Annotated in this window: 22 protein-coding genes; 18 read left to right on the plus strand and 4 right to left on the minus strand. The window is 42.8% G+C overall.

The genetic code is table 11. From position 1 onward, the window contains the following. Positions 1-6 precede the first annotated feature (6 nt). Positions 7-741, minus strand: a complete 735-nt coding sequence (locus QUF94_RS07525; RefSeq protein ID WP_289315307.1) for an SDR family NAD(P)-dependent oxidoreductase — start codon at positions 739-741, stop codon at positions 7-9. Between the two features lie 353 nt (positions 742-1,094). Here QUF94_RS07525 and QUF94_RS07530 point away from each other — a divergent pair, with 353 nt between their 5' ends. From QUF94_RS07530 to QUF94_RS07565, 8 genes are all read left to right on the plus strand, one after another. Beyond that, a complete protein-coding gene (locus QUF94_RS07530; protein WP_289315308.1) occupies positions 1,095-2,435 on the plus strand; it encodes an MATE family efflux transporter in 1,341 nt (446 codons plus the stop codon). A 152-nt stretch (positions 2,436-2,587) separates the two neighbouring features. Next, a complete protein-coding gene (gene pepV, locus QUF94_RS07535) occupies positions 2,588-4,000 on the plus strand; it encodes a dipeptidase PepV (protein ID WP_289315309.1) in 1,413 nt (470 codons plus the stop codon). 21 nt (positions 4,001-4,021) lie between these two features. Then, positions 4,022-4,876, plus strand: a complete 855-nt coding sequence (gene dat / locus QUF94_RS07540) for a D-amino-acid transaminase (RefSeq protein ID WP_289315310.1) — start codon at positions 4,022-4,024, stop codon at positions 4,874-4,876. Positions 4,877-5,181: 305 nt separating this feature from the next. Next, entirely contained in the window at positions 5,182-6,420 is a 1,239-nt protein-coding gene (locus QUF94_RS07545; protein ID WP_353957741.1) for an Nramp family divalent metal transporter, read from the plus strand. Positions 6,421-6,689: 269 nt separating this feature from the next. Continuing rightward, positions 6,690-7,247: an RNA 2',3'-cyclic phosphodiesterase gene (gene thpR, locus QUF94_RS07550; RefSeq protein ID WP_289318313.1), complete on the plus strand. Its 558-nt coding sequence runs from the start codon at positions 6,690-6,692 to the stop codon at positions 7,245-7,247. A gap of 20 nt (positions 7,248-7,267) precedes the next feature. Then, complete coding sequence (locus tag QUF94_RS07555; protein ID WP_289315311.1) at positions 7,268-8,275, plus strand: NERD domain-containing protein; 1,008 nt, start codon at positions 7,268-7,270, stop codon at positions 8,273-8,275. Continuing rightward, on the plus strand, positions 8,187-9,218 hold the full coding sequence (locus QUF94_RS07560) for a diacylglycerol/lipid kinase family protein (RefSeq protein WP_289315312.1): 1,032 nt from the start codon (positions 8,187-8,189) through the stop codon (positions 9,216-9,218). Before QUF94_RS07555 ends, QUF94_RS07560 begins: the two co-directional genes overlap by 89 nt. 292 nt (positions 9,219-9,510) lie before the next feature. Further along, a complete protein-coding gene (locus QUF94_RS07565) occupies positions 9,511-10,293 on the plus strand; it encodes a phosphotransferase family protein (RefSeq protein ID WP_289315313.1) in 783 nt (260 codons plus the stop codon). Here QUF94_RS07565 and QUF94_RS07570 read toward each other — a convergent pair whose 3' ends face one another. Continuing rightward, a complete protein-coding gene (locus QUF94_RS07570; protein WP_289315314.1) occupies positions 10,294-10,569 on the minus strand; it encodes a YtzH-like family protein in 276 nt (91 codons plus the stop codon). Between the two features lie 251 nt (positions 10,570-10,820). On the opposite strand from QUF94_RS07570, the gene trmB reads away from it, so the two are divergent. Further along, on the plus strand, positions 10,821-11,459 hold the full coding sequence (gene trmB, locus QUF94_RS07575) for a tRNA (guanosine(46)-N7)-methyltransferase TrmB (protein ID WP_289315315.1): 639 nt from the start codon (positions 10,821-10,823) through the stop codon (positions 11,457-11,459). Between the two features lie 331 nt (positions 11,460-11,790). Beyond that, positions 11,791-12,636, plus strand: coding sequence for a YtnP family quorum-quenching lactonase (locus QUF94_RS07580; protein ID WP_289315316.1), 846 nt, complete (start codon positions 11,791-11,793; stop codon positions 12,634-12,636). Positions 12,637-12,684: 48 nt separating this feature from the next. Here QUF94_RS07580 and QUF94_RS07585 read toward each other — a convergent pair whose 3' ends face one another. Further along, entirely contained in the window at positions 12,685-13,002 is a 318-nt protein-coding gene (locus QUF94_RS07585; RefSeq protein ID WP_289315317.1) for a PepSY domain-containing protein, read from the minus strand. 176 nt (positions 13,003-13,178) lie between these two features. Here QUF94_RS07585 and QUF94_RS07590 point away from each other — a divergent pair, with 176 nt between their 5' ends. The 3 genes from QUF94_RS07590 to QUF94_RS07600 all read left to right on the plus strand — a co-directional run bounded on the left by QUF94_RS07590 (position 13,179) and on the right by QUF94_RS07600 (position 15,876). Beyond that, positions 13,179-14,252, plus strand: a complete 1,074-nt coding sequence (locus QUF94_RS07590) for a M42 family metallopeptidase (protein WP_289315318.1) — start codon at positions 13,179-13,181, stop codon at positions 14,250-14,252. Positions 14,253-14,333: 81 nt separating this feature from the next. Further along, the gene (locus QUF94_RS07595; protein ID WP_289315319.1) at positions 14,334-14,846 is read left to right on the plus strand and encodes a DUF84 family protein; all 513 of its coding nucleotides are present in this window, start codon (positions 14,334-14,336) and stop codon (positions 14,844-14,846) included. Positions 14,847-15,006: 160 nt separating this feature from the next. Beyond that, complete coding sequence (locus QUF94_RS07600; protein ID WP_289315320.1) at positions 15,007-15,876, plus strand: AraC family transcriptional regulator; 870 nt, start codon at positions 15,007-15,009, stop codon at positions 15,874-15,876. A gap of 120 nt (positions 15,877-15,996) precedes the next feature. On the opposite strand, the gene QUF94_RS07605 is transcribed toward QUF94_RS07600, so the two are convergent. Continuing rightward, positions 15,997-16,446, minus strand: a complete 450-nt coding sequence (locus QUF94_RS07605) for a YtoQ family protein (protein ID WP_289315321.1) — start codon at positions 16,444-16,446, stop codon at positions 15,997-15,999. A 123-nt stretch (positions 16,447-16,569) separates the two neighbouring features. On the opposite strand from QUF94_RS07605, the gene QUF94_RS07610 reads away from it, so the two are divergent. The 5 genes from QUF94_RS07610 (at position 16,570) to QUF94_RS07630 (ending at position 23,052) form a co-directional block, all read left to right on the plus strand. Further along, complete coding sequence (locus QUF94_RS07610) at positions 16,570-17,076, plus strand: hypothetical protein (protein WP_289315322.1); 507 nt, start codon at positions 16,570-16,572, stop codon at positions 17,074-17,076. Between the two features lie 119 nt (positions 17,077-17,195). Further along, positions 17,196-17,507, plus strand: a complete 312-nt coding sequence (locus QUF94_RS07615; protein WP_134783638.1) for a thioredoxin family protein — start codon at positions 17,196-17,198, stop codon at positions 17,505-17,507. A gap of 50 nt (positions 17,508-17,557) precedes the next feature. Continuing rightward, positions 17,558-18,364: a DUF1444 domain-containing protein gene (locus QUF94_RS07620; protein WP_289315323.1), complete on the plus strand. Its 807-nt coding sequence runs from the start codon at positions 17,558-17,560 to the stop codon at positions 18,362-18,364. Between the two features lie 232 nt (positions 18,365-18,596). Then, the gene (locus QUF94_RS07625) at positions 18,597-19,784 is read left to right on the plus strand and encodes an amidohydrolase (protein WP_289318314.1); all 1,188 of its coding nucleotides are present in this window, start codon (positions 18,597-18,599) and stop codon (positions 19,782-19,784) included. A 430-nt stretch (positions 19,785-20,214) separates the two neighbouring features. After that, a complete protein-coding gene (locus QUF94_RS07630; protein WP_483313642.1) occupies positions 20,215-23,052 on the plus strand; it encodes a DNA translocase FtsK in 2,838 nt (945 codons plus the stop codon). The last annotated feature ends 188 nt before the right edge of the window (positions 23,053-23,240 follow it).

Genomic DNA, 23,240 nt, shown 5'->3' on the forward strand with positions numbered 1-23,240 from the left:
CTTTTATTATTGAGCAGAGTATCCGCCGTCGATGACGAGCTCGGCACCAGTAACGTATGAAGCGTCATCGGATGCTAGATAAAGCACGGCATTTGCAATATCCGCCGGCTGCCCCAAACGCTGTAATGGAGTTGCCTTGATCATTTGGTTCACTAACTCTTTTGACTCTTCTAATTTCTGTGTCATTGGTGTTTCGATGATACCAGGGAATACGGCATTAACACGGACGCCCATGCGGCCATATTGAGTTGCGGCAGCCTTGGAAATAGCACGAACGGCACCTTTAGAAGCTGAATAAGAGTTTAAGCCCATTCCGATTTGAGCAGTAAAGGAAGAAATGTTCACAACAGCTCCTTTACCTTCTTTAACCATGTAAGGAACAACATGTTTCATTCCAAGGAATGGTCCAAATCCATTAATGCTTAACATTAGCTGCCAATCGGCCAATGTCGTATCGTTAATTCCTTTTTCTGTCGAGATACCGGCATTGTTAACCAAAATGTCGATTTTGCCAAATTTAGCGATGACTTCATCCGTCACCTTTTTCCAGCTTTCATCTGAAGATACATCAAGGACAGTACCATGGACGTTATCCAATTCGTTCACAGCAGCTACAGCTTTTTCATTGATATCAGCAGCAATGACTTGTGCTCCTTCTGTTGTGAATAGGTCGACCATTTCTCTTCCCATACCAGATGCTCCGCCAGTGATAATGGCTACTTTATTTGTCAATCTTCCCATCATGATCACTCCTGTTTAGTTGATATAACGATGAATATATGTTCAAGCATAGTTCAAAAGTTATTTTATCAACGAGCAATACTATTACTCCATCATCAATCCGTCAAGCATTTTGTTTTCCCGCTTGCGAATGTTTTTGCTTTTCTTGCTGGATGAAAAGTAGATGTATATCTGAAATTTTGCCGGAAAGTTGATATATTTAAATAACCGCTACAATTTGAAGGCACTATCAATCTTTAAATATTCAAATTTTGATTCCGTAGATTGTCAATATCAAAAATAGCCTAACAAGTTGTACTTTTAATGCAAAGTTTTTTGAACTTTTCAGACATGAAAAAGGAGGTCATCCATTTATGAATAACAGAATGTATCTTTCCTTGGCCATTCCGCTTACGATTTCGACGATGAGTACACCATTGCTCGGTGCGGTTGATACGGCTGTGGTTGGAAAGTTGAGTGATCCCGCTTATATAGGTGGGGTAGCTGTCGGAACCATTATCTTTAATACGATGTATTGGCTTTTTGGATTTCTTCGGGTCAGTACATCTGCCTTCGCTGCACAAGCTGAGGGGGCAAGGGATGACAAGCAGAGCCTGATGGCCTTGATTCGTCCTTTTTTCATAGCAGCAATCATCGGTCTTCTTTTTATCGTGATCCAAAAACCCATATTGAATGTTTCCCTAGGTGCAATCGGTCCGGAATCGGATGTTTCCTCCTTTGCCGCCGATTACTTCAGCATCCGGATATGGGGTGCACCTTTTGCATTATTGAACTATGTCATCTTAGGGTGGTTAATCGGGAAATCCAGGATAAAAACATCATTGTTCATACAAGTTTTCATGAACGTGATCAATATTATTTTGTGCCTCGTTTTTGTAAATGGCTTTTCATGGTCCGTATCAGGGGTTGCTGCCGCTTCATTGATATCAGAGATTGCCGCTTTTTTCCTGGGCTTGTTGGTGATTCGGAAAGCGGTCATCATACCGGATGCTTTTTCGTTCCGGGAGGGGTTCGATCATGCTTCCCTGAAAAAAATGATGGTGGTCAACAGGGATTTATTCATCAGGACCATTTGCCTGATTACGGTTTTCAATCTTTTTACGGCCAAAGGAGCCACTTTCGGGACAGAGACACTGGCGGCCAATGCCGTACTCATTCAAATCCATTACCTGATGGCCTATTGCTTTGATGGCTTCGCGAACGCGTCGAGTCTCCTGATTGGGAGGGCCATTGGTTCGAGAGATATACACCTTTATAAAAAAACGCTCTCACTTTCGGCGCAGTGGGGCTTGTATGCTTCGTTCATACTTGCCGGATCATACTATTTATTTAGCGATAAGGTCATTCTCCTTTTCACGAATATTCCAGGCGTCATCGACCTGGCCCATGAATACGGACTTTGGATTGTCCTATTCCCTTTTACTGCCTTTATCGGACTCATTTTCTATGGAGTGTTTACCGGTGCGACTGAAGCCGTTCCTGTAAGGAACTCGATGCTCCTTGCACTATTGGCCTTTTTATGTGTCCAATTCATGGCAGTCCCGCACCTTGGCAATCATGGATTATGGCTTGCATTCCTGGCGTTCAGTTTAGGACGTTCCTTGTTTTTAGCGTTATACATCCCAAGACTGAACCGAAAAGTAACAGAGTCGATGGATGAAGATAGCCTATTGAAAATACCCTCTTTTAATTAAAAGGGGGTGTTTTTTTATTTATGTAAGGAATTTTATCGGTAGTTTGACCTTAGCAATAATACGGGAATAAGAAGAAAAAGGTAGCTACGCTTGGCGAATCAGATAGTAAAAGTGATAAAATGAAAAATATATACAAGAGGAGTTGTCGTATTATGAGTGAATTGAATTGGCGAGAAGAAGTTGAAAAACGGAAAATGGACTTATTACTGGACACACAAAACTTACTGAAAATAAAAAGTGTACTGGATGAAGAACATCCGACAGAGGAGGCCCCACTCGGTAAAGGGGTAAAGGAAGCCCTTGATTACATGCTTCAATTAGCCGAAAAAGACGGTTTTACCGTGAAAAATGTCGATAATGTCGCTGGCCATATTGAAATGGGTGAAGGCGAGGAGTTAATCGGGATATTATGCCATGTCGACGTGGTACCCGAAGGAGATGGATGGAGTTCGGATCCGTTTGGTGCTGAAATCCGTAATGGCCGCATATATGCTCGTGGGGCAATCGATGATAAAGGGCCGACGATGGCAGCCTATCATGCAATGAAGCTGGTCCGGGAGCTAGGGAAACCTTTGAACAAACGTGTGAGGATGATCATTGGAACGGATGAAGAATCGAACTGGCGCTGCGTTGACCGGTACTTTGAAGTGGAGGAAATGCCTTCGATGGGCTTCGCGCCAGATGCTGACTTCCCGATCATCAGTGCGGAAAAGGGAATCTGGGATTTCTCGGTTATACACCCTGCCGATGCAGGAAATGGTACGAACTCAAACGTGAATGTCATGGAATTTTCTTCAGGTAGAAGGACGAATATGGTACCGGATTTTGCTACGGCGATTGTGGAAGCGGCTAACCCTGCTGAAGTGGTGGCAAACTATCAGGATTATTTGCAAAAATACTCATTGAAGGGCCAAGCCGTTCCACAAAAAAATCAAGTGCTTCTAGAAATGAATGGTGTTTCGGCACACGCGATGGAACCGAAAAATGGCATTAATGCAGGTCTGCATTTAGCCGTATTTCTAGCTGATCTTACTCTGGATCCCCATGCTAAAGCTTACTTCACTTTCATCAAGGATCGCTTGTTTGAAGATTCCCGTGGAAATAATTTAGGCGTTGCATATTCGGATGAGCAAACAGGTGAATTGACGATCAATGCAGGCGTTTTCAATTATTCAAAACAAGGGGACAGCTCGATTGGTTTCAGTATGCGTTATCCGGTGACGTTTGAGTGGGAAGAGGAAAAGGCGGCATTGGAAGATAGGTTAGCGGCATATAATTTGAAAGTGAAGACCAATTCGCATTCCACTCCGCATTATGTGGACAGCGAAAGCTTCTTGATTAAGACGTTGCAGCAAGTTTATGAAGCGGAAACAGGTGAGAAAGCTGAACTCCTTTCCATTGGCGGCGGCACCTACGCCCGTTCATTGAAGGAAGGCGTTGCATTCGGTCCGCTTTTCCCTGGCAGCGAAGATATTGCGCATCAGAAAGATGAATATATTGATATTGAAGATATGCTTAAGGCTACGTCCATTTATGCACGTGCCATTCATGAATTGGCTAAATAAGAGGCAAAGAGGGAGAAAGACATGGGAAAAATCATTTTCAACGGCGACCTTAAAAGCAGGTCCGAAGTAAAGGTAGATATTGAAGACCGGGGATATCAATTCGGCGATGGCGTCTATGAAGTCATCCGGGTTTATAATGGCGAATTATTTGCGGGGGACATGCATCTGAACCGGCTGATGGACAGTGCGAAGTTGATTCAGATGAAAGTTCCCTATACTGTAGCGGAAATCAAAGCCCGCATGAAAGAGCTGATCACTGAAGATCAACTGAAGGACGGCATCGTCTATATGCAGCTGACAAGGGGAGCATCGCCGCGTACACACTCTTTTCCAACTACAGAGGTGGAACCGGTCTTTGTTGCCTATACCAAGGAAATTCCTTATACAGGAAAAATGAAGCCAGGGGTCAAGGCCGTTACGACCGACGATATACGCTGGCTTCGCTGTAATATCAAAAGTTTAAATCTACTGGGTAATATAATGGCTAAACAGCAAGCGGTCGAAGCTGGCTGTGATGAAGCGATCCAGCATCGTGATGGTACGGTGACGGAGGGAAGTTCGTCCAATGTTTCAATCGTGGTGGATGGGCTACTTAAAACGCATCCGGCCACCAACTTGATCCTGAATGGAATCACCCGTCAGGTGATGCTGAAACTTTGCACAGATCATGGAATTCCCTATGTCGAAGAAGCCTTCACGGTCGAGGACATGATGGCAGCAGATGAAGTCCTTTATACGAGCACAAGCGTCGAAGTGACTCCAATTATTAATATTGATGGCCATTCGATTGCAGCCGGGGAACCCGGTCCGATAACCCAAAGACTGCAAAAACTGTTTTCCGAGGAAATCGAGAAGCAATGCGGTTCCCTTAAATAGATCGATAAAAGTCCCCTTTGCCGCAATCGGCAAGGGGTTTTTATTCTTCAGCAATTACTCGGAATGAATCTTGCATGTCCAGACATTTTCATTGCCTTGACTTCAAGTCTAAAGTGAGATGAATCATGTCCGGATCCCTTTTTACATGCCTTCGTTCACACCCTCCTTATGCAGTTTAATTCAGTTTGAACTTCCCGATTTTTCTTTTTGACATTTTCAAGATCCAGGAATATACTTGCTATTAACTTAAAAAGTTTACCTGTTGCAACAATTTGAGTTGCGTGTAAAAAGGAGTAGAAATAGATATGTCCGATGTGTTGCATCATTCTTCTTCGAGAGGAATCAAAAAACTGCTGCCCTATCTAGGGCCGGCCTTCATAGCAGCTGTGGCCTATATTGATCCAGGGAATTATGCTACCAATATCACAGCCGGATCTAAATATGGCTATACGTTATTATGGGTTATCTTCGCATCCAATTTAATGGCTGTGCTAATTCAATCACTATCAGCTAAATTGGGGATAGCCACGGGAAAGAACCTTCCTGAGTTATGCAGGGAGAGATTTTCGAAAAAGACATCTTTCTTATTATGGATTCAGGCCGAAGCCGTTATAATGGCAACCGACTTAGCTGAATTCATAGGAGCGGCACTAGGAATTTATTTGCTATTTGACTTACCGCTTATTACATCGGCGATCATTGCAGCGATTGGTTCTTTTGCCATTTTGGAAATCCAGCGCAGAGGTTTTCGAACATTCGAAGCCTTGATCACGGTCATGATATTTGTTGTGGTGATTGCCTTTGGTGCTCAAGTTTTTTATGCAAAACCTGATACTTCAGCCATTGTTTTAGGACTCTTCACTCCAAAATTCGAGGGAGTGGACAGTATATTACTATCGGCGGGTATGCTTGGAGCTACCGTTATGCCACATGCGATTTACCTTCATTCCTCTTTAACTCAAAAGCGAATTGTCGGTAAAAACGATTTGGAAAGAAAAAGGATTTTTCGTTTTGAACTAATTGATATTGTCATCGCCATGTTGATCGCAGGCGGAATCAATGCCGCCATGGTCATTGTTTCAGCTGCCCTATTTCATAAGAATGGAATGCTTGTAGGGGATTTGGAGATTGCCTATCAACAATTCGGTGCCATGCTTGGACCATCAGTCGCGATGTTCTTTGGAATAGGATTATTAATTGCCGGTTTATCCAGCTCATCAGTCGGTGTAATGACAGGTGATGTGGTCATGCAGGGATTCATTAAGAGACATATACCGATTTATTTGAGAAGGATCATTACGACCGTTCCGCCTCTGCTGATAATATTATGGGGAGTGAATCCTTCTAAAGCACTTGTGATGAGCCAAGTAGTACTCTCGTTTGGCATCGCATTTGCCTTAGTGCCATTGATCATGTTTACAAGCAATAAGAAAACCATGGGGAACCTGGTCAATCATAAAATCACTTCAAGCATTGCTTGGCTTATTGCCGTACTTATCATCGGACTGAACTTGTTCCTGCTTTACGAAACGCTGTTCAGCTAAACGGCAGAAAAAGACCAATATTGAACTGCACCCCGATCGTTAGACAACATCTAACAATCGGGGTGCAGTTTTTTAATCCGTCCTAACGCGTGATAAACCGTCCTTGCGCATGTATCAATAATCCGCCATAGCTTCGTTCACAGGATGGAAGACTGGGAATATACCAGTGTTTTTGATGGAGGGAATATTTATAAGGATGTCCATGAAAAGGTATATACAATTGAAATATGGTAAAATTAAAGGGAAAATAGGAAGGAATGTATTTGACCATGAATACTCATTTTTTCTTTGCTTTAGTATTACCTGATGATATCAAGTCCTATTTAAATGCTGTTACGGAACAACTTAAGTTAGACTTTCCATTTAAGAAATGGCTGCATCCAGCCGATTATCATATTACGATGGCTTTTTTGGGCAATGCTCCCGATACATTGAAAAAGGATGCTTTGGGGCGTGTGGAAAGCGAGCTTGCCAATGAGGCCTCATTCGGTTTGGAACTCGGCGATATCGGCGGTTTCGGCAAGAGTGATAGTCCAAGGATTCTATGGGCAGGTGTCAAGCAGCAAGAAAGGCTTTTTACCATTCAAAGGAAAATCTATAATTCTTGTGCCGGGGCAGGTTTTGAACTTGATAAAAAGCCGTTTAAGCCTCATATAACGCTAGCAAGGAAATTCGAGGGGGAAAGTCCCTTTTCGTTGGAGAGCGTCCGGCAGATAGCGGATTTGGAGGATAAGCATTTTGAAGCAGACCAGGTTGCGTTATATCAAACACATCTTGGAGCTTCTCCTTCATATGAGAAGATTTTTGCGATAAACCTCCAAAAATAGAGAGAGATGGTGGTGGTCGAATGGCACAGCTCATAAAGATGCAGGATTATATTTCCCGGTATGAGCAGGATATTTATCGTTATCCAACACAATTTGCCCGGTTGAAAAAACAGCAATGGGATAAATTGAAGGCTGCCTATGAAGCGGGCGAGCTAGATCGGCTCTATAGTGAACATGCTGAAAGGGAAACACAGGTCAAATTTGATACGCCTCGGGAAGAGTCAAAGGGCATGTTTAAAAAGGTGAAAGGCATATTCCACCGGACAGGAAAACAGGACGCAAAGGCAGATGAGCTGCTCATACCGAACCAGATTGAAAATACTAATGTTTTTTCATTAAGATTTCCGTTCCGTCCGGCCAGTCTGGATGAATTGAAGCAGAATTTTTTAAATCAATTGCTCCGCTTTCAAATGAAATGGGGAAGTTCTACGCTTCATGAAAAGTCATTTGTGGACCAATCATTCTTTTTGGATGAAAGGCTCCGCTTTTTTCTGCAACGTTTTCCGGATACGTTTCTCGTATTATATAAACCTATCTTTCTATTGAAAAATGCACCTGTTGAAGTCGATGTCATTTTATTGACCCCTGTTGATGCTTGGTGCATCACTTTTCTGGAAGCGGAAGAAAACGCTGCTTTCATCGGTTCGGGTGACCGGTTCTGGGTCCGCATGCATCATAAGCATCCTGATAAAAAAGTGCTCAACCCCATGCTGGGCGCAAATCGGATGGCGAACATAGTCTCCCGGGTATTTGAGCTTTATGAAGTGAACGTACCGATTAAAAAGGTGATTCTTTCCCGGAATGGTTATGTGGATTATCCCGAAGCTCCTTATGATATTACGATATTGGATAAACGGACCTTCCCGGAATGGTTTGAAAGGATGCGGGCAATATCATCTCCTCTTAAGGCACAGCAGCTAAAGGGGGCGCAGGCATTGCTTGAATATTGTCAAACTACATCGAGCATGCGACCTGAATGGGATGCTGAATATAACCAAACAGAGGAAAATGAGCATGCAAAACCTTGATGATACGCTGTATTTCATTGTCAATCCAATGGCAGGAAATGAAGTGAGTTTGAAGGTTTGGAAAAAAGCCGAGGAAATACTGAATTCAAAAGCTGTTCCCCATAAGGTGTTTTTTACGGAGGAAAAGGGTCATGCGCTAAGATTGACGAAGGAAATTCTATCAGGGACGAATCAGGGAACCCGGATGATCGCTGTTGGGGGAGATGGAACGGTCAATGAAATGATAAATGGCGCGATTGGTTTTCCTCATGCAATCATCGGTTCCCTTGCGGCTGGATCTGGCAATGATTATGTAAGGGGCATTCAAAAAACTGAGAGTGTGGAAGAAGCGCTTTCTCTATTTCAGGATAACTCCTTTAGTGCCGTTGATATTGGACAGTTCGAGACGAATGGTAAGGTTGGTTATTTTATTAACAGCCTGGGAATGGGCATTGATGCTGAAATTTCAGCTGAAGCAGACCGTTCGCCTCTGAAAAAATGGTTTAATTTTGTCAGAGCGGGTAAATTAATTTATCTGTTCATTTTTATAAAAAAAATATTTTCTTACCAGCCCAGCTGTATGGAATTGTTCATTGATGGAAATCGGCATCTTTTGAAAAAGGTATGGTTCATCGTCATTGCTAACCAGCCCTACTTTGGCGGTGGCATGAAAATTTCACCGATGTCAAAGCTGGATGATGGCAGGTTGAATGTGATTGCGGTCCATGATATTACAATGTTGAAATTATTGACCGTATTCATCACCGTTTTATGGGGCGGTCACCTACACATTAAAAATGTTGATTCTTTTTCTGGTGAAAGGATAAAAATGAAGAACCACGGGTCAGTGAAAATCCAGTCTGATGGGGAAGTTGTTGGAATGGGTGAAGTAGCTGCAGTGGTTCTGAAAGAGAAAATTCGCGTCATGTTCAAGGATGATATTCCAAACAAAAATATGAAATGATTTATTTGTTTTTGTTTTATGCGTATAATCGTTTTATAGTACTTGACGAAGAAACCGTTTTTCAACTAAAATTTAATTTATGGCTATTGTTTAATTGCTCAATAGCTATTTTTTTATTTCTCTAAAATGAGGATGTTTTTAATTGCGGGTATCATCCCGATGCAAGTATAAATGCAGCTTCGCCGGCAGGCGGATTTTTTATTAAACATGGACTCAAAGTAGTGGTAATACATACACTAGGTGAACGTACCCACATTTGTATGATTAAGCGAGGAAATCGAAGGTGAACCAGTTGGAACATTTATTAGGTCAGGAGTGGGATATATCCCCTGCTGGAGGAGCTACGGGAGAAGCCTTTATTGCCGAGAAAGAGGGGCAGAAGCTCTTCCTTAAACGAAATTCATCGCCATTTTTAGCTGTTCTTTCAGCTGAGGGCATTGTTCCAAAGTTAATGTGGACAAAACGCCTGGAAAATGGGGATGTAATTACGGCCCAGCATTGGATGGAAGGCAGGGAGCTATCTCAGCAGGAAATGAACAATATAAGAGTCGCAAAGCTGCTTCAAAAAATTCATCAATCCGATCCTTTGTTAAGCATGCTCAAAAGGCTTGGGAAATCCCCTTTACGACCTGAAAGTATACTTACAGACATAGAAACCGGGTTATCTTCGGATGTTACGGATATTCCGATTATCAAGCAGGCCATCCATTTTTTACAGAATAATCTCCTGTTGATTGAATGCGACGAAAAAGTCGTCTGTCATTGTGATGTGAACCATAATAATTGGCTCATGACCGAAACCGACGGATTGTTCCTAATTGATTGGGACGGAGCGGTCATTGGCGATCCGGCCATTGACCTGGGCGTACTCCTGTATTCATATGTCCCAAGGGAAGAATGGAATCAATGGCTTGCCCGTTACGGCAAGAAGCTTGACGCAGGCCTGGAGATGAGGATGAAATGGCACACGGTTTCACAACTAGTGCTTTCCATCCAATGGCATCATCGTAGAAAGCGGTACGAGGAAAGAAATGAATTACTGCAAAAACTTGAAGCGTTAATGATGGTTGGCTGATCAGAATTGATCTATATCATCCACCCACTGGGACAAGTCGTTCTGGTGGGTTGAAATATGTGCTTCTAAATCGGCGGTACCGATGCCTGTCTGGCTATATTCGTAAATCTCCGTCAGTATCGTTTTTACATTGCTGTCAATATCAGTATTGACCATTAAGGATTTGACGAGCCTTTCAACCTGTTCACATTCAGAAACGGATCCGCAGCAATCTGTTTGATGATTGGTTAATATATCTTTTAATAGTGACATTTGATGTTCATGGGAAAGCGGCATATAATACCTCTCCTATCTTAAATATGGATTCAAGGGGTTCCCAGGTGGTTCTCGCCTGCCCTTCACTTATTTATGGTGTGTTTTGCGGAAAGTTTTATACATGAAAACTACAGAGACTGTCGCCTGGATGGCCGGCAGTTTTTTTATTTGTCAGTGGGTGCATGCAGGCTTTTCCTGAAAAAATCATCTTGCAGGAATCCATCCACTCGTGTTATGGTTTGAACGATTATATTATAAATAGGGGTGTCATCATGCGTTTAAGAAATAAACCTTGGGCTGAAGACCGTTTGAATGATTTTCCACAATATGTAATTCAGCAGCCAGTGAGCCATAAAGGTAAATGGCATGAAGTTTTCGGTAACGATAATCCGTTATATATTGAAGTGGGTACGGGGAAAGGCCGTTTCATTACAGAAATGGCAAAAGCCCATCCTGATGTGAATTTCATTGGAATTGAAGTATATAGAAGTGTCATTGTAGCTGCATTGGACTTGCTGATTGAAGCGGATGTTCCAAATTTAAAGCTGTTGAATGTTGACGCAGCGAACTTAGGGGAATATTTTGCAAAAGGTGACGTGGATCGCGTCTACTTGAATTTCTCTGATCCATGGCCGAAATCACGTCATGCAAAACGTCGGTTAACGTATAAGACATTCCTCGAAGTATATGAAGGCATCCTGCCAGACAAAGGCGAGATTCACTTCAAGACGGATAACCAAGGGTTATTCGAATCTTCCTTGAAGAGTATTTCCGAATACGGCATGCTCTTGAAATATGTAAGCCTTGATCTGCATAACAGCAGTTTTGAAGGTAATATCATGACAGAATATGAAGAAAAGTTCTCGAGTAAAGGCAACCGGATATACAGATTGGAAGCAATGTTCCAATAATCATCGATCAGAAACCAGGTGCACAGCATCTGGTTTTTTATTTTGTTTAAGCCGAATAAAATTTCATAAGATCACACCAATTAACTGCTGCCATATACATGTCCAACAAAGTTAATAAGCAAGGATGTCAAGGAAACTCAACGGAGGTTTAGATAGAAATATATCCACCATTTCATCTACCATGAACCATGTTTGCCTTTGTGATGGCTCTTTCGTTTGGGGGAAATCGTAAAGGTCTGATATGGGAAGGGGGCATTCACGAGGATGAGATGATTATTATCAATTTCAATATATGGAAGTGGGTGTTAAACTATAGGAGAGGAGGGGTAAAATGGAAACGATGCAAATAGGGGAAATGAAATTAACATGGTTGAACGGCGGTGTGACTCACTTGGATGGGGGTGCGATGTTCGGTGTTGTACCGAAACCGCTTTGGTCCAAGAAGTATCCTGTTAACGAAAATAACCAAATCGAGTTACGTACTGATCCGATTTTAGTGCAGGCAAATGGATTGAACATGCTTATAGATTCCGGTATTGGTAATGGAAAGATGAATGAGAAGCAAAGACGGAATTTTGGGGTGACGGAGGAATCCAGTCTTGTCGAAGATCTTGGCAGACTTGGGATTCAACCAAATGATATCGATTACATTTTAATGACCCATCTACATTTCGACCATGCCTGCGGTTTGACGAAACGTGAAGGTGAAACTTGGGTGCCTGTATTCGGGCGTGCCGAAATCATTACGACTCAAACTGAATGGAATGAAATGAAAAACCCGAATATTCGTTCAAAAAGTACATATTGGGCAGAAAACTGGGAGGCTGTCGCTTCGCAGGTACGTCCTTTTGAAGGTGAACAAGAAATTACGAAAGGCATTAAAATGATCCATACAGGGGGGCATAGTGATGGACATGCAATCATCATCATTGAAGATGGTGGGGAAAGATTGATTCACATGGCAGATATCATGCCGACGCACGCGCATGCGAATGTCCTCTGGGTCCTTGCTTATGACGACTATCCCATGACTTCCATCGAAGCGAAGGAAAAGTGGATGAAATCCGGACTGGAAAATGGGTCCTGGTACAGCTTTTACCATGATGCCCACTACTGTGCCATCAAATGGGATGTAACGGGTAAAGAGATAATAGCCGAATTGAAACGGAATCGGTAAGCAGGAAAGCAAAAGGAGGACGTCATTTTGACGGCCCTCCTTTTTGTTTCAATCATTTTGCGCATTAAGCTCCAATATCGTTCCTGTAGAGGCATCTGCAACAAATTCGAATTGCTCGCGTTTTCCCTCTGTGTTTCTAGTGATCCCGCCTTTGTACACTTCATAGTCCAAATCATTTTTTGTATAGTTTTCCGGCTTCATCAAGATCCATGAGCCATATATATTTCCGTCCTTTTTGACTGTTTCCTTCACTTGGGCCAAGACTTTATCCGGAGAAGGTTTAATTGATTGATCCAATATTTGTTTTGTCGCATAGCCAGCAGCAAACCCGGCTACAGTACCTAGTAAAAACGTTTTCCAATTCATTGATTTCTCCTCCATTGCATTTTTTCAATCACTCTTTCTAGTATACAGAAGAACGCTTTATTTGACTAATAATTTGAAATTTTAACCATTAACTGATAAATTAGAACTTTCTAGTGTAACATGATGCTAAGTTCTGTAAAATAGTATAAAACAATACATAGGTTAGGGGTAGAAAAATGAATCATGAGACTTTAGAACTTTTTAAAACATTGACGGAATTACCGGGAGCCTCAGGAAATGAACATGCAGTTCGGAGTTTCATGAGGAGTGAGCTGGAAAAATATTCGGATGAAATCGTCCAAGACCGCCTTGGCGGAATATTTGGCGTAAAAAGAGGTAATCAAGAAGGGCCGACTGTACTGGTTGCCGGGCATATGGATGAAGTGGGATTCATGGTCACTTCCGTAACGGATAATGGAATGATTCGTTTTCAGACCCTTGGAGGCTGGTGGAGTCAAGTGCTTTTGGCCCAAAGAGTCGAAATCATTACCGATAAAGGGCCGGTCATTGGTGTCATCGGTTCGATTCCTCCTCATTTGCTTGATGAATCGCAACGCTCAAAACCAATGGATATCAAAAATATGCTGATTGATATCGGGGCGGATGATAAGGAAGATGTGAAGAGAATCGGTATTAAGCCCGGTCAGCAGATTGTACCGATTTGTCCGTTCACGCCGATGGCCAATGAGAAAAAAATCCTGGCAAAAGCATGGGATAACCGTTACGGTTGCGGACTTGCGATTGAATTGTTAAAGGATTTAAAAGATGAAACATTACCGAATATCCTCTATTCCGGAGCAACCGTGCAGGAGGAAGTGGGATTACGGGGTGCGCAAACAGCAGCTCATATGATCAAACCGGATCTTTTCTTCGCCTTGGATGCAAGTCCTGCGAACGACATGTCCGGCAGTAAAAGTGAATTTGGGCAGCTGGGGAAAGGGGCGCTTCTCCGTATTTTGGATCGTTCGATGGTTACGCATCGCGGCATGAGGGAGTTCATCCTTGATACGGCCGAGTCGAATGACATTCCATATCAATATTTCGTTTCCCAAGGCGGCACGGATGCAGGGAAGGTCCATGTTGCAAACGAAGGCATTCCAAGCGGGGTGATTGGCATCTGTTCCCGCTATATTCATACACATGCATCCATGATTCATATTGATGATTATGCCGCTGCACGTGAACTGATCGGGAAATTGGTTCGTTCCTGTGATAAAACGACATTTGAGACATTGATAAATAACGGTTGATAGAGGAAGCTGAAATGGAAAGGGAGCTGTCATGAATCCTTTTCCATCAGCTTTTTTTTACATGGAAGGAAGGTAACCATATTGAAAATAGCAGTAGGCAGTAAGAATCCGGCGAAAGTAAAGGCAGTGCTTGACGTATATGAAGAAGCTGAAATCATATCGCTTCAAGTGGAAAGCGGTGTCTCGGAACAGCCATTTTCAGATGAGGAAACGATGGATGGGGCAATGACGCGTGCCCGGAATTGCTTAATTCATAGTGATGCCGAAATCGGTATCGGACTTGAAGGCGGTGTCGTGAAAATGGAACAAGGACTGTTTCTATGCAATTGGGGTGCGATGGCCACGAGGGACGGTGAGGTCTTTGTAGCTGGCGGAGCAAGAATCCCGCTGCCCGGAATTGTTGCCGGGAAGCTACTGCACGGTGAAGAGTTGGGTCCGGTGATGGACGCTTACACAATGCAGGAGAATATCAGCAAAAAGGAAGGAGCAATCGGCGTGTTTACAAATGAGCGAATCACCAGGGGGGAAATGTTCCTTCATATCATGAGGATGCTTGCGGGTCAACACGAGTATAAGCTGAAAATGAAAAAGTAGGATTTTTGAATCATGTCATGACTGAAATTGCCATGGAATGATGATAGAAGAGTACATATGTCGGTTCGAATCAGGAAAAAGAACACTGCCAAAACAGAGCAGAATCTGACAGGATTTTAATGAGTGGGGTTGCTAGTATAGATGACAAGGGGTGAGCGGAATGGGGTGGGTTGAATCAATCCAAAAGGCAATCGAGTATATCGAGGAGCACTTATTGGAGGACCTGACAATCGAGAGTATTTCCAGGCAGGCGAATGCCTCAGCTTTTCATTTTCAACGGACATTCACCATTTTAACGGATATTTCCATTGGTGAATATATCAGGCGTCGAAGACTGACCTTAGCAGCCCAGGAGATTTCATCCACAAATGGCAAGGTCATTGATTTAGCCTACAAGTATGGTTATGACACTCCCGAGGCATTCTCAAAAGCTTTCCGAAGGCAGCATGGAGTATCTCCAAGCGAAGCACGAAAGTATATGGGGAAGCTGAAATTCTATGAACGCCTGGTGATACAGGTGATTTTGAAAGGGGCAAAACCGATGAAATACAATATCGTCGAAAGGGATTCCTTTCAATTGATCGGAATCAAGCAAGAGTTTTCCTTGGTCAATGAAGAGAATTTGGTTGGGATCCCGATGTTGTGGGATAAAGTGAATACGGATGGAACCAGCGATAGGTTAGGAAAGTTGAACAATGGCCAAATAGATGGCTTGATTGGTGTATGTGTCGATAAGCGGGCAGTGGAAAAAACTGAAACGATGGATTATTGGATAGGTGCAGAGTATGCCGGGAAAGTGCCTGAAGAGTTTTCAGCCCTTACGATACCGGCTTCCAAGTGGGTCGTATTTGAAGTTCATGGACCTATGCCGGATGCCATTCAAAAAGCTTGGAAGCAAATCTTCTCTGAATGGTTCCCTACCAGCGGTTATGAACATGCCGGAACTCCCGAAATGGAAGTATACGCGAATGATGACGCTTCAAACCCTGACTATTACTCGGAAATTTGGATTCCCATTAAAAAGGGATAAGTTTCAACCCATAAATATTTGCTTTTAGCTTGTAGGGTAATTTTCCCTACAAGCTTTTTATTGGGGTAAAGACCTTTTCTCGTTATTGATATAAGGGGGAAAACTCCTTGGGCGGGAGATTTATAACCCTTCTTCAAAAATATAAGAAAGCACCTTCATGGCTTGGTTCACGGATTCGACCGTTACACTCGCCTTTTCCGATAATTCCTTTAAGGCATGGTGATGGGATTCCGGGCGAATCAAAATAAGCGGTTTACCCAGGGAAAGGGCGGTGCTTGCGTCCATGGCAGTATTCCACTGTTTATATTTCTCTCCAAACAGGGCGACGACAAGATCAGCTTTTTTCATCAAAAGACCTGTCCGCAAATTATTGATTTGGGAAGCGGCCGCATCCTTCAGAATAGGGTTCGGCTGTTCTCCGAGAATATCTTCACCGATATTATCGGAGCGTTCATGGTTCTCCATCGGACCGACGAATTCTAAAGGAAGCTTCAGTGCAGAAGCCTTATCTCTCAACTCATTTCTCCAATTTGAATGGATCTCCCCAGCAAGATACACGGTTAATTTCATTGTTTTCCTCCTCGGTATTTAAATTGTTTTCATTGTATCATGTTTTTTAGAAAATGGATGAATTCCATTAATAAGGATAATAGTATCCATAAGTGAATAAAAGAGACGGCTGGAGGAATGAAGATGGCTTTATCGAATAAGAAATTTCTTGTTTTCCTGTTAATAAGCAGTTTGCTTGTTGGCTGCTCAGGTATCGAGAGACAAACCGAAAAGGCAATGAAGGCTGCTGAAGTGGCTTTTCGTGACGATGAAAAACAGCCCAATCTTGAGGCAGGGCTTATTCAAGTCTATCTGCCAAAGGAATATAGGGTAGTGGAAGAACATGATAATAATTTGATTTTACAAAAAGGTGATAAGGCTTATATATTATTTGTCAATCCGAATGAAAAAGAAGACAGCTCCGTTTTATATTTGGCGATAAAGGAACAAGGAGATCAATATTTGGTGCTGCATTCCTTTCAAACTGATGATAAATTCGGCTTTATCTCGATTAAAGAGATACCGAAAGAAAAGTATGAGCTTGCAGTGGGGATCGGTGGGGTCAAGCTGACAACCGAAACGGATAAAGACCATTTAAAAACCGATGCGAAACAGATGATGGAAATCGTATCATCCGTGCCCCAGAAATAAGATAACTCCCCAATTTCCCGGTCATTTAACCGATCCGTATTAATGGTTGATTCGCGGAGAGTCTGGTATGATGGGATTATAAAAACTAAGGTGACATATAGAGCAGGAGGAATATTCAAATGGAAAAGTTACAAACCATTGAGCAATATGATGCATTAAAAAATGAAGGCAAACATATTTTTCTTTTTTCGGCGACATGGTGTGGAGATTGCCGTGTAATCGAACCGATAATGCCGGAGATTGAAACGAAATTTCCTGACTTCACATTCATTTATGTGGACCGTGATGAATTCATCGATGTGTGTGCAGCTAATGATGTATTCGGAATACCAAGTTTCATCGCTTATGATAATGGCAAAGAGCTAGGTAGATTCGTGAGCAAGGATCGCAAAACACAAGAACAAATTGAGGAATTCATACAATCACTATAATCAATTTCCCCTTCTCGCTGGGGATTTTTCAATGAAGAGGAGGGTCAATCATGAAAATGGACAGCACAAAGCTGAAAAATATCTTGAAGGAACGGTTAAAAGATGATAATCGGACTTTCAAATTCGATAGCAAGCAAGATACGTTACGCGTGGAAAATGTGAAGACCGGGAAGGGGATCACCATCGAGCTGCCTCCTGTACTTGCTAACTATGAAAACGTACAGGAAAAAGCCATCGATGAAATCATCTATTACGTGGAAGAGGCCCTGAATGTGATGGGGGAGGAACACAGCATGGAAGGCAAGGAGAAATTCATTTTCCCAGTCATCCGCTCTACCTCCTTTCCAATGGAATCGGAAGAAGGAAATCCATTTTTATTCGATGAGCATACGGCTGAAACCCGGGTTTTTTATGCCCTTGATTTAGGGAAAACCTACCGTCTTATAGATGAAAAGATGATTCAACGGGAAAATTGGCAGGGTGACAGAATCCGTGAAATTGCCCTTTTCAATGCCCGTTCCCTCTCCACTGAAATGAAGTCGGATATCGTCGCGGATAATGCATTTTATTTTTTGAACACGAATGATGGATATGATGCCAGCAGAATCCTGAATGAATCCTGGCTTCGGGAAATGAAGGAAAAGATCGAGGGGACCATGGCTGTGGCCATTCCGCATCAGGATGTCATCATCATTGCCGATGTGAAGAATGATACGGGTTATGATATTCTTGCGCAAATGGCCATGAGCTTCTTTGCCAGCGGTCATGTACCGATAACGGCTCTATCATTCCTTTACGAAGATAATGAGTTGGAGCCCATTTTCATTATGGGTAAAAACAAAAAGCGAGAACAATAAATCATCGCAAAACATAAGGACCGTGTCAGCATTGGGGAAACTCCATCTTGGCAGCGGTCCTGTTTTATTATCGAGAAGTATATACAAGTTTAATAGAGTTTATTTACCAGACCGAAAGAAAATTTTAAGCCTTGTGAAATACACATTATACAGGGCCATCCTTTCCTTCCACTACGGAAGGCATTGCTGAAAAACTACTTATAATGAAATAAGGGGGACAATTATCGTGAATGTGAAAAGTAAATTAATGAACATGCTGGAGGCCCGTAAAGAGGAAATGGTTCAAATCCGCCGTCATTTACATGAGAACCCGGAGCTATCTTTCAAAGAAGAGAAAACGGCACAATATATCATTGATTTTTATAAAGGGAAAGATGTGTCGATTCAAACGAATGTAGGAAATGGATTAGGGATCATCGTAACGATCGAAGGCGGAAAACCAGGGAAAACGATAGGTCTCCGTGCGGATTTCGATGCATTGCCGATTACAGAAGAAGCGGAGGTCCCATTCCGTTCAAAAAATGAAGGTGTCATGCACGCCTGCGGTCACGATGGGCATACCGCTTATTTATTGGTACTGGCCGACTGCATCAACGAGTTGAAAGATTCCCTATCAGGCACTATCAAAATTATCCATCAACATGCAGAAGAAACACCCCCAGGAGGAGCAAAAAGCATTATGGAATCAGGTTTTTTGGATGAACTGGATGCTGTTTTTGGAATCCATTTATTTCCGTCGCATCCAGCAGGGGTCGTCGGGTATCGCGGCGGCTATTCGATGGCTGGACGGACCTATTTCAAGTTAGCGATAAAGGGTGTAGGCGGTCATGGTTCCTCCCCGCATATGGCTAATGATGCCATCGTGGCAGGCGCCCATTTCGTGACAGCCGTACAAACCGTAATCAGCCGTCGCTTGAACCCTTTTGATATGGGCGTAGTCACAATCGGCTCCTTCGATGGAAAAGGAAGCTTTAATGTCATAAAGGATCGTATAGAAATTGAAGGGGATGTCCGTTATATGACAGCAGAGACCCAACAGCTGATAGATAAGGAAATCCACCGGATCGTCAAAGGGGTGGAAACGGAATTTGATGTTCAGTGCGAACTTACCTATGTGCCTGATTATCCTCCGTTATATAATGACCCTGAACTGACTGGATTCGTGAAAAATAGCCTGGAAAGCATGCATGATAAAGATATTAAGAAGGTCGTGGAATTTCCGGTATTCTCAGGTTCAGAAGATTTTTCGTATTATGCGGAAAAGATTCCTGGATGCTTCTTTTACATTGGCTGTAAACCGAAAGGGGTGGAAAAGGCATATTTCAATCACCATCCTAAATTCGACATAGATGAAGATGCCATTTTGATCGCTTCCAAATCAGTGGCGCAGGTTGTATGCAGTTTTTATGATTGGGCTTAGTGCCATTGGTCTTGGTTTGCAAAAAAAAAACGCTTGAACCCACAAACACCGTTCGATATTAACGAACGGTGTTTTATAGGTTTCAGCCGTTATTTGGATGCCACAGGAGGTTTCGTGAAGGATGATGCAATGAAATGACCAGCTTTCATCCTGGGCTGCATGAAAACTTAATCTCTTTGTAAACGCGATTTAACAGCGGTGTTTTATTTAAATAGTAGACTAGGGGCTAATGTTATTTCGCGATGGATAGGTTTAAACTCATTCCAGAAGGGGTTTAGTAGGGTAGGGGTTCTGCGAAATACGTAGAGTTGGTAAAGAATACGATTAAAAAAGTAGATACAAATCCCAATTTAGCTTAAATTTTCTCGATATTTTAAAAATAACTGGTAGAATTAGTTACATAACTACAGATGTAGAAAGAGTGATAGGTTTGAAATGGCTAAATAAGATGAAAAAATGGTTCCAAGCAGAGGAAATTATTGAAATCGAAGAAATTATTATAGATGAACCGCTTGATGAAGAGACATTAAGGAATATGGATTTTTCGAAGCTTGCAAAGTCAAAGAAAGAAGAAATAAAAGTTTACAATCAAACAGTGGAAAAAATGTCACAGACTCCAGATCCTGATACGAAAATCCTGTTTCAATATCCAAAAGGACAGTTCAAGTTTCCGCTCATCCCTGACCGGGAGCAGAACAAAAGAAAGCCTAGGGAAAGAAACAGGGAAGATCACGAACCCAAACAGGGGAACGCGGCCAAAGAAACGAAGAGGCCTGTGAGGGATCCTGAACCAAAACGGAGAAACTTCGATCGGGAGCAAATCCCTAAAATAGTCCCGTCGAATACTCCATTCCGCCCAACGGAAATCCCTTCACCCATTTATGGATTCCGTCGCCCGGAAAAAAAAATAGTCCCTACTGAAGAAATTGTCGAATATGAATTGGAAAGTAAAATGCCGGTCCGTAAAAAAGAAGAACCCGATATTGAGATTCCGATATCCATCCCTGAAATCCCAAAAGCCAATGAGGAATTGACGATAGAACCATCCGTCCTTGTACCAAAACAAACGGAAGAAAAAAGGGAAGGTTCAGAGATACCCGCTTTCTTTCGTAAGCATTCCATTGAGTCACCGCCTGAAGAAGCAGTAAGCGAGCCTGGTATAGATGAGCCAGCAGTAGAAAAAGAGGCTTATGAACAGGACCAAGTTGATTTTGGACGCGAAGTCGCTGTTTCCATCATGGAACATGTGGACGAAAAAACGCCTGAAGCTATTTCGGTTCCTGGGGAGGTCACTGTACAATCACCTCAGCCATCCGTCAGTCAAGGGGCACAACCGGAAAGTGATCCATCAGAGGCAATGCCGGAAGAACAGACTAAACGTCCGAAAAAACATATCCCATTTAATGTGATGATGCTTAAGCAAGATAGGGAAAAAAATGGGTTCATCAATAAAATGATGCCGGAAAAAAAAAGCCCTGATGTCGAAATTGGAGTAGTATCATCTGATAAACGACCTCTGATTAACGCTGCTGAAACGGAAGCGGGACAAGCGAAACCATCCTCCATCCCTGAACGGAAATCAGAGGAAGGCAAAGTGATGTTTAAAGAGGAGGAGACTCCGGTCATTCAGCCAACGTTAGTGGACACTAAGCATGGAACCGAGACGGTTGCCATGCCTGAAAATACAGTTGAATCCAATATCGGTTCGAACCCGGTCCCAGCAAAGTCTTTCGAACAGGGATCTCCCATTTCTGAAAATGTAAATCAGGAACCGGTTTATACAGAGGTGGTAGCAGAAGCTAAGCAGAGCGAAACCCCTGAAGTGTTTTGCTCCGTGGAAGCCGCTGATAATCCATACTATGTGTTTCCGAATATCGGGTTGCTGACGCCTCCCACCTATGCTGTACATGATGATGAATGGCTCGAGGAACAGACTTTATTACTTGATGAGACGTTGAAAAATTTCAATGTCCGTGCAAAGGTCGTCAATGTCACGCAAGGACCGGCAGTAACTCGTTTCGAGGTGCATCCGGAACCCGGAGTGAAGGTGAATAAAGTGACGAACTTGATGGATGATATCAAATTGAGTCTTGCCGCTCAGGATATGAGGATGGAAGCGCCTATCCCGGGTAAACATACAATTGGCATCGAAATTCCAAATAGGAAAAGCAAGCCGGTATTTTTGCGCGAGGTTTTGGAAAGTACTGAGTTTCAAGAGCATGAATCACCGCTTGCCGTAGCTTTAGGCCTCGATATATCCGGTCAGCCTATTATCACGGATTTAAGAAAGATGCCGCATGGATTGATAGCCGGGCAAACGGGATCGGGGAAAAGCGTCTGTATCAACACGATGTTGGTCAGCTTGCTGTATAAAGCGACGCCGCAGGAGTTGAAATTACTGTTAATCGATCCGAAAATGGTCGAGCTTGCCCCATATAATCGAATCCCGCATTTGGTCAGTCCAGTCATAACCGATGTAAAAGCCGCTACGGCTGCGTTGAAATGGGCGGTTGAGGAAATGGAACGGCGTTATGAATTGTTTGTACATGCCGGTGTACGCGATATCACCCGCTTTAATGACCAAGCGGAAAAAGCCGGTCAATATTCAAGCAAGCTGCCTTATATCCTGGTGATCATCGATGAGCTTGCGGATCTAATGATGATGTCGCCTGCTGATGTAGAGGAAGCGATTTGCCGGATTGCCCAAAAGGCCCGTGCCTGTGGCATTCATTTGATTGTGGCCACTCAGAGACCTTCTGTCGATGTCATAACTGGATTGATCAAGGCAAATATCCCGACAAGGATCGCTTTTTCGGTTTCTTCACAAGTCGACTCCCGTACAATCATCGATAGCGGTGGTGCAGAAAAACTGTTGGGAAGAGGAGATATGTTATTTGCTGAAAACGGCTCTTCAAAAACGGTGCGCCTGCAAGGGACTTTTGTTAGTGATGAAGAAATCGATCAAGTCGTAAACCATGTCAAATTGGAGCAGCAGCCGAACTATCTGTTTGAACAGGAAGACTTGTTGAACAGGGCACAGGTCACGGAAGAAGCGGATGAACTGTTTTTCGAGGCATGCGAATTCGTCGTGAGCCAACAGGCTGCTTCTGCATCGAGTGTACAAAGGCGCTTCCGTGTCGGTTATAACCGTGCAGCGCGTTTAATAGAAATGATGGAGCAGCAGGGAGTCGTTTCCGAATCCAGGGGCTCAAGGCCCAGGGATGTTTTGATTACGGAAGAAGAACTGGAATTTTTACATGTTAATTAAGAGAACCTATCAAGAGGAAATTGTATATAATGTGAAAGGGTGAAAACCCGTTATTATCACCTTAATTGAGGAAAAAACCAATGATTTGATAAATTGGCATCTGCCTGACATGGATGAATGGATAAAAAAGTGATATAATAGTTTTTTGTTATGAATGATTGAAAATATATGCATGAAAAACCAAAGAA

It is taken from the genome of Peribacillus sp. NJ4 (assembly GCF_030348345.1).
GTDB lineage: Bacteria > Bacillota > Bacilli > Bacillales > DSM-1321 > Peribacillus.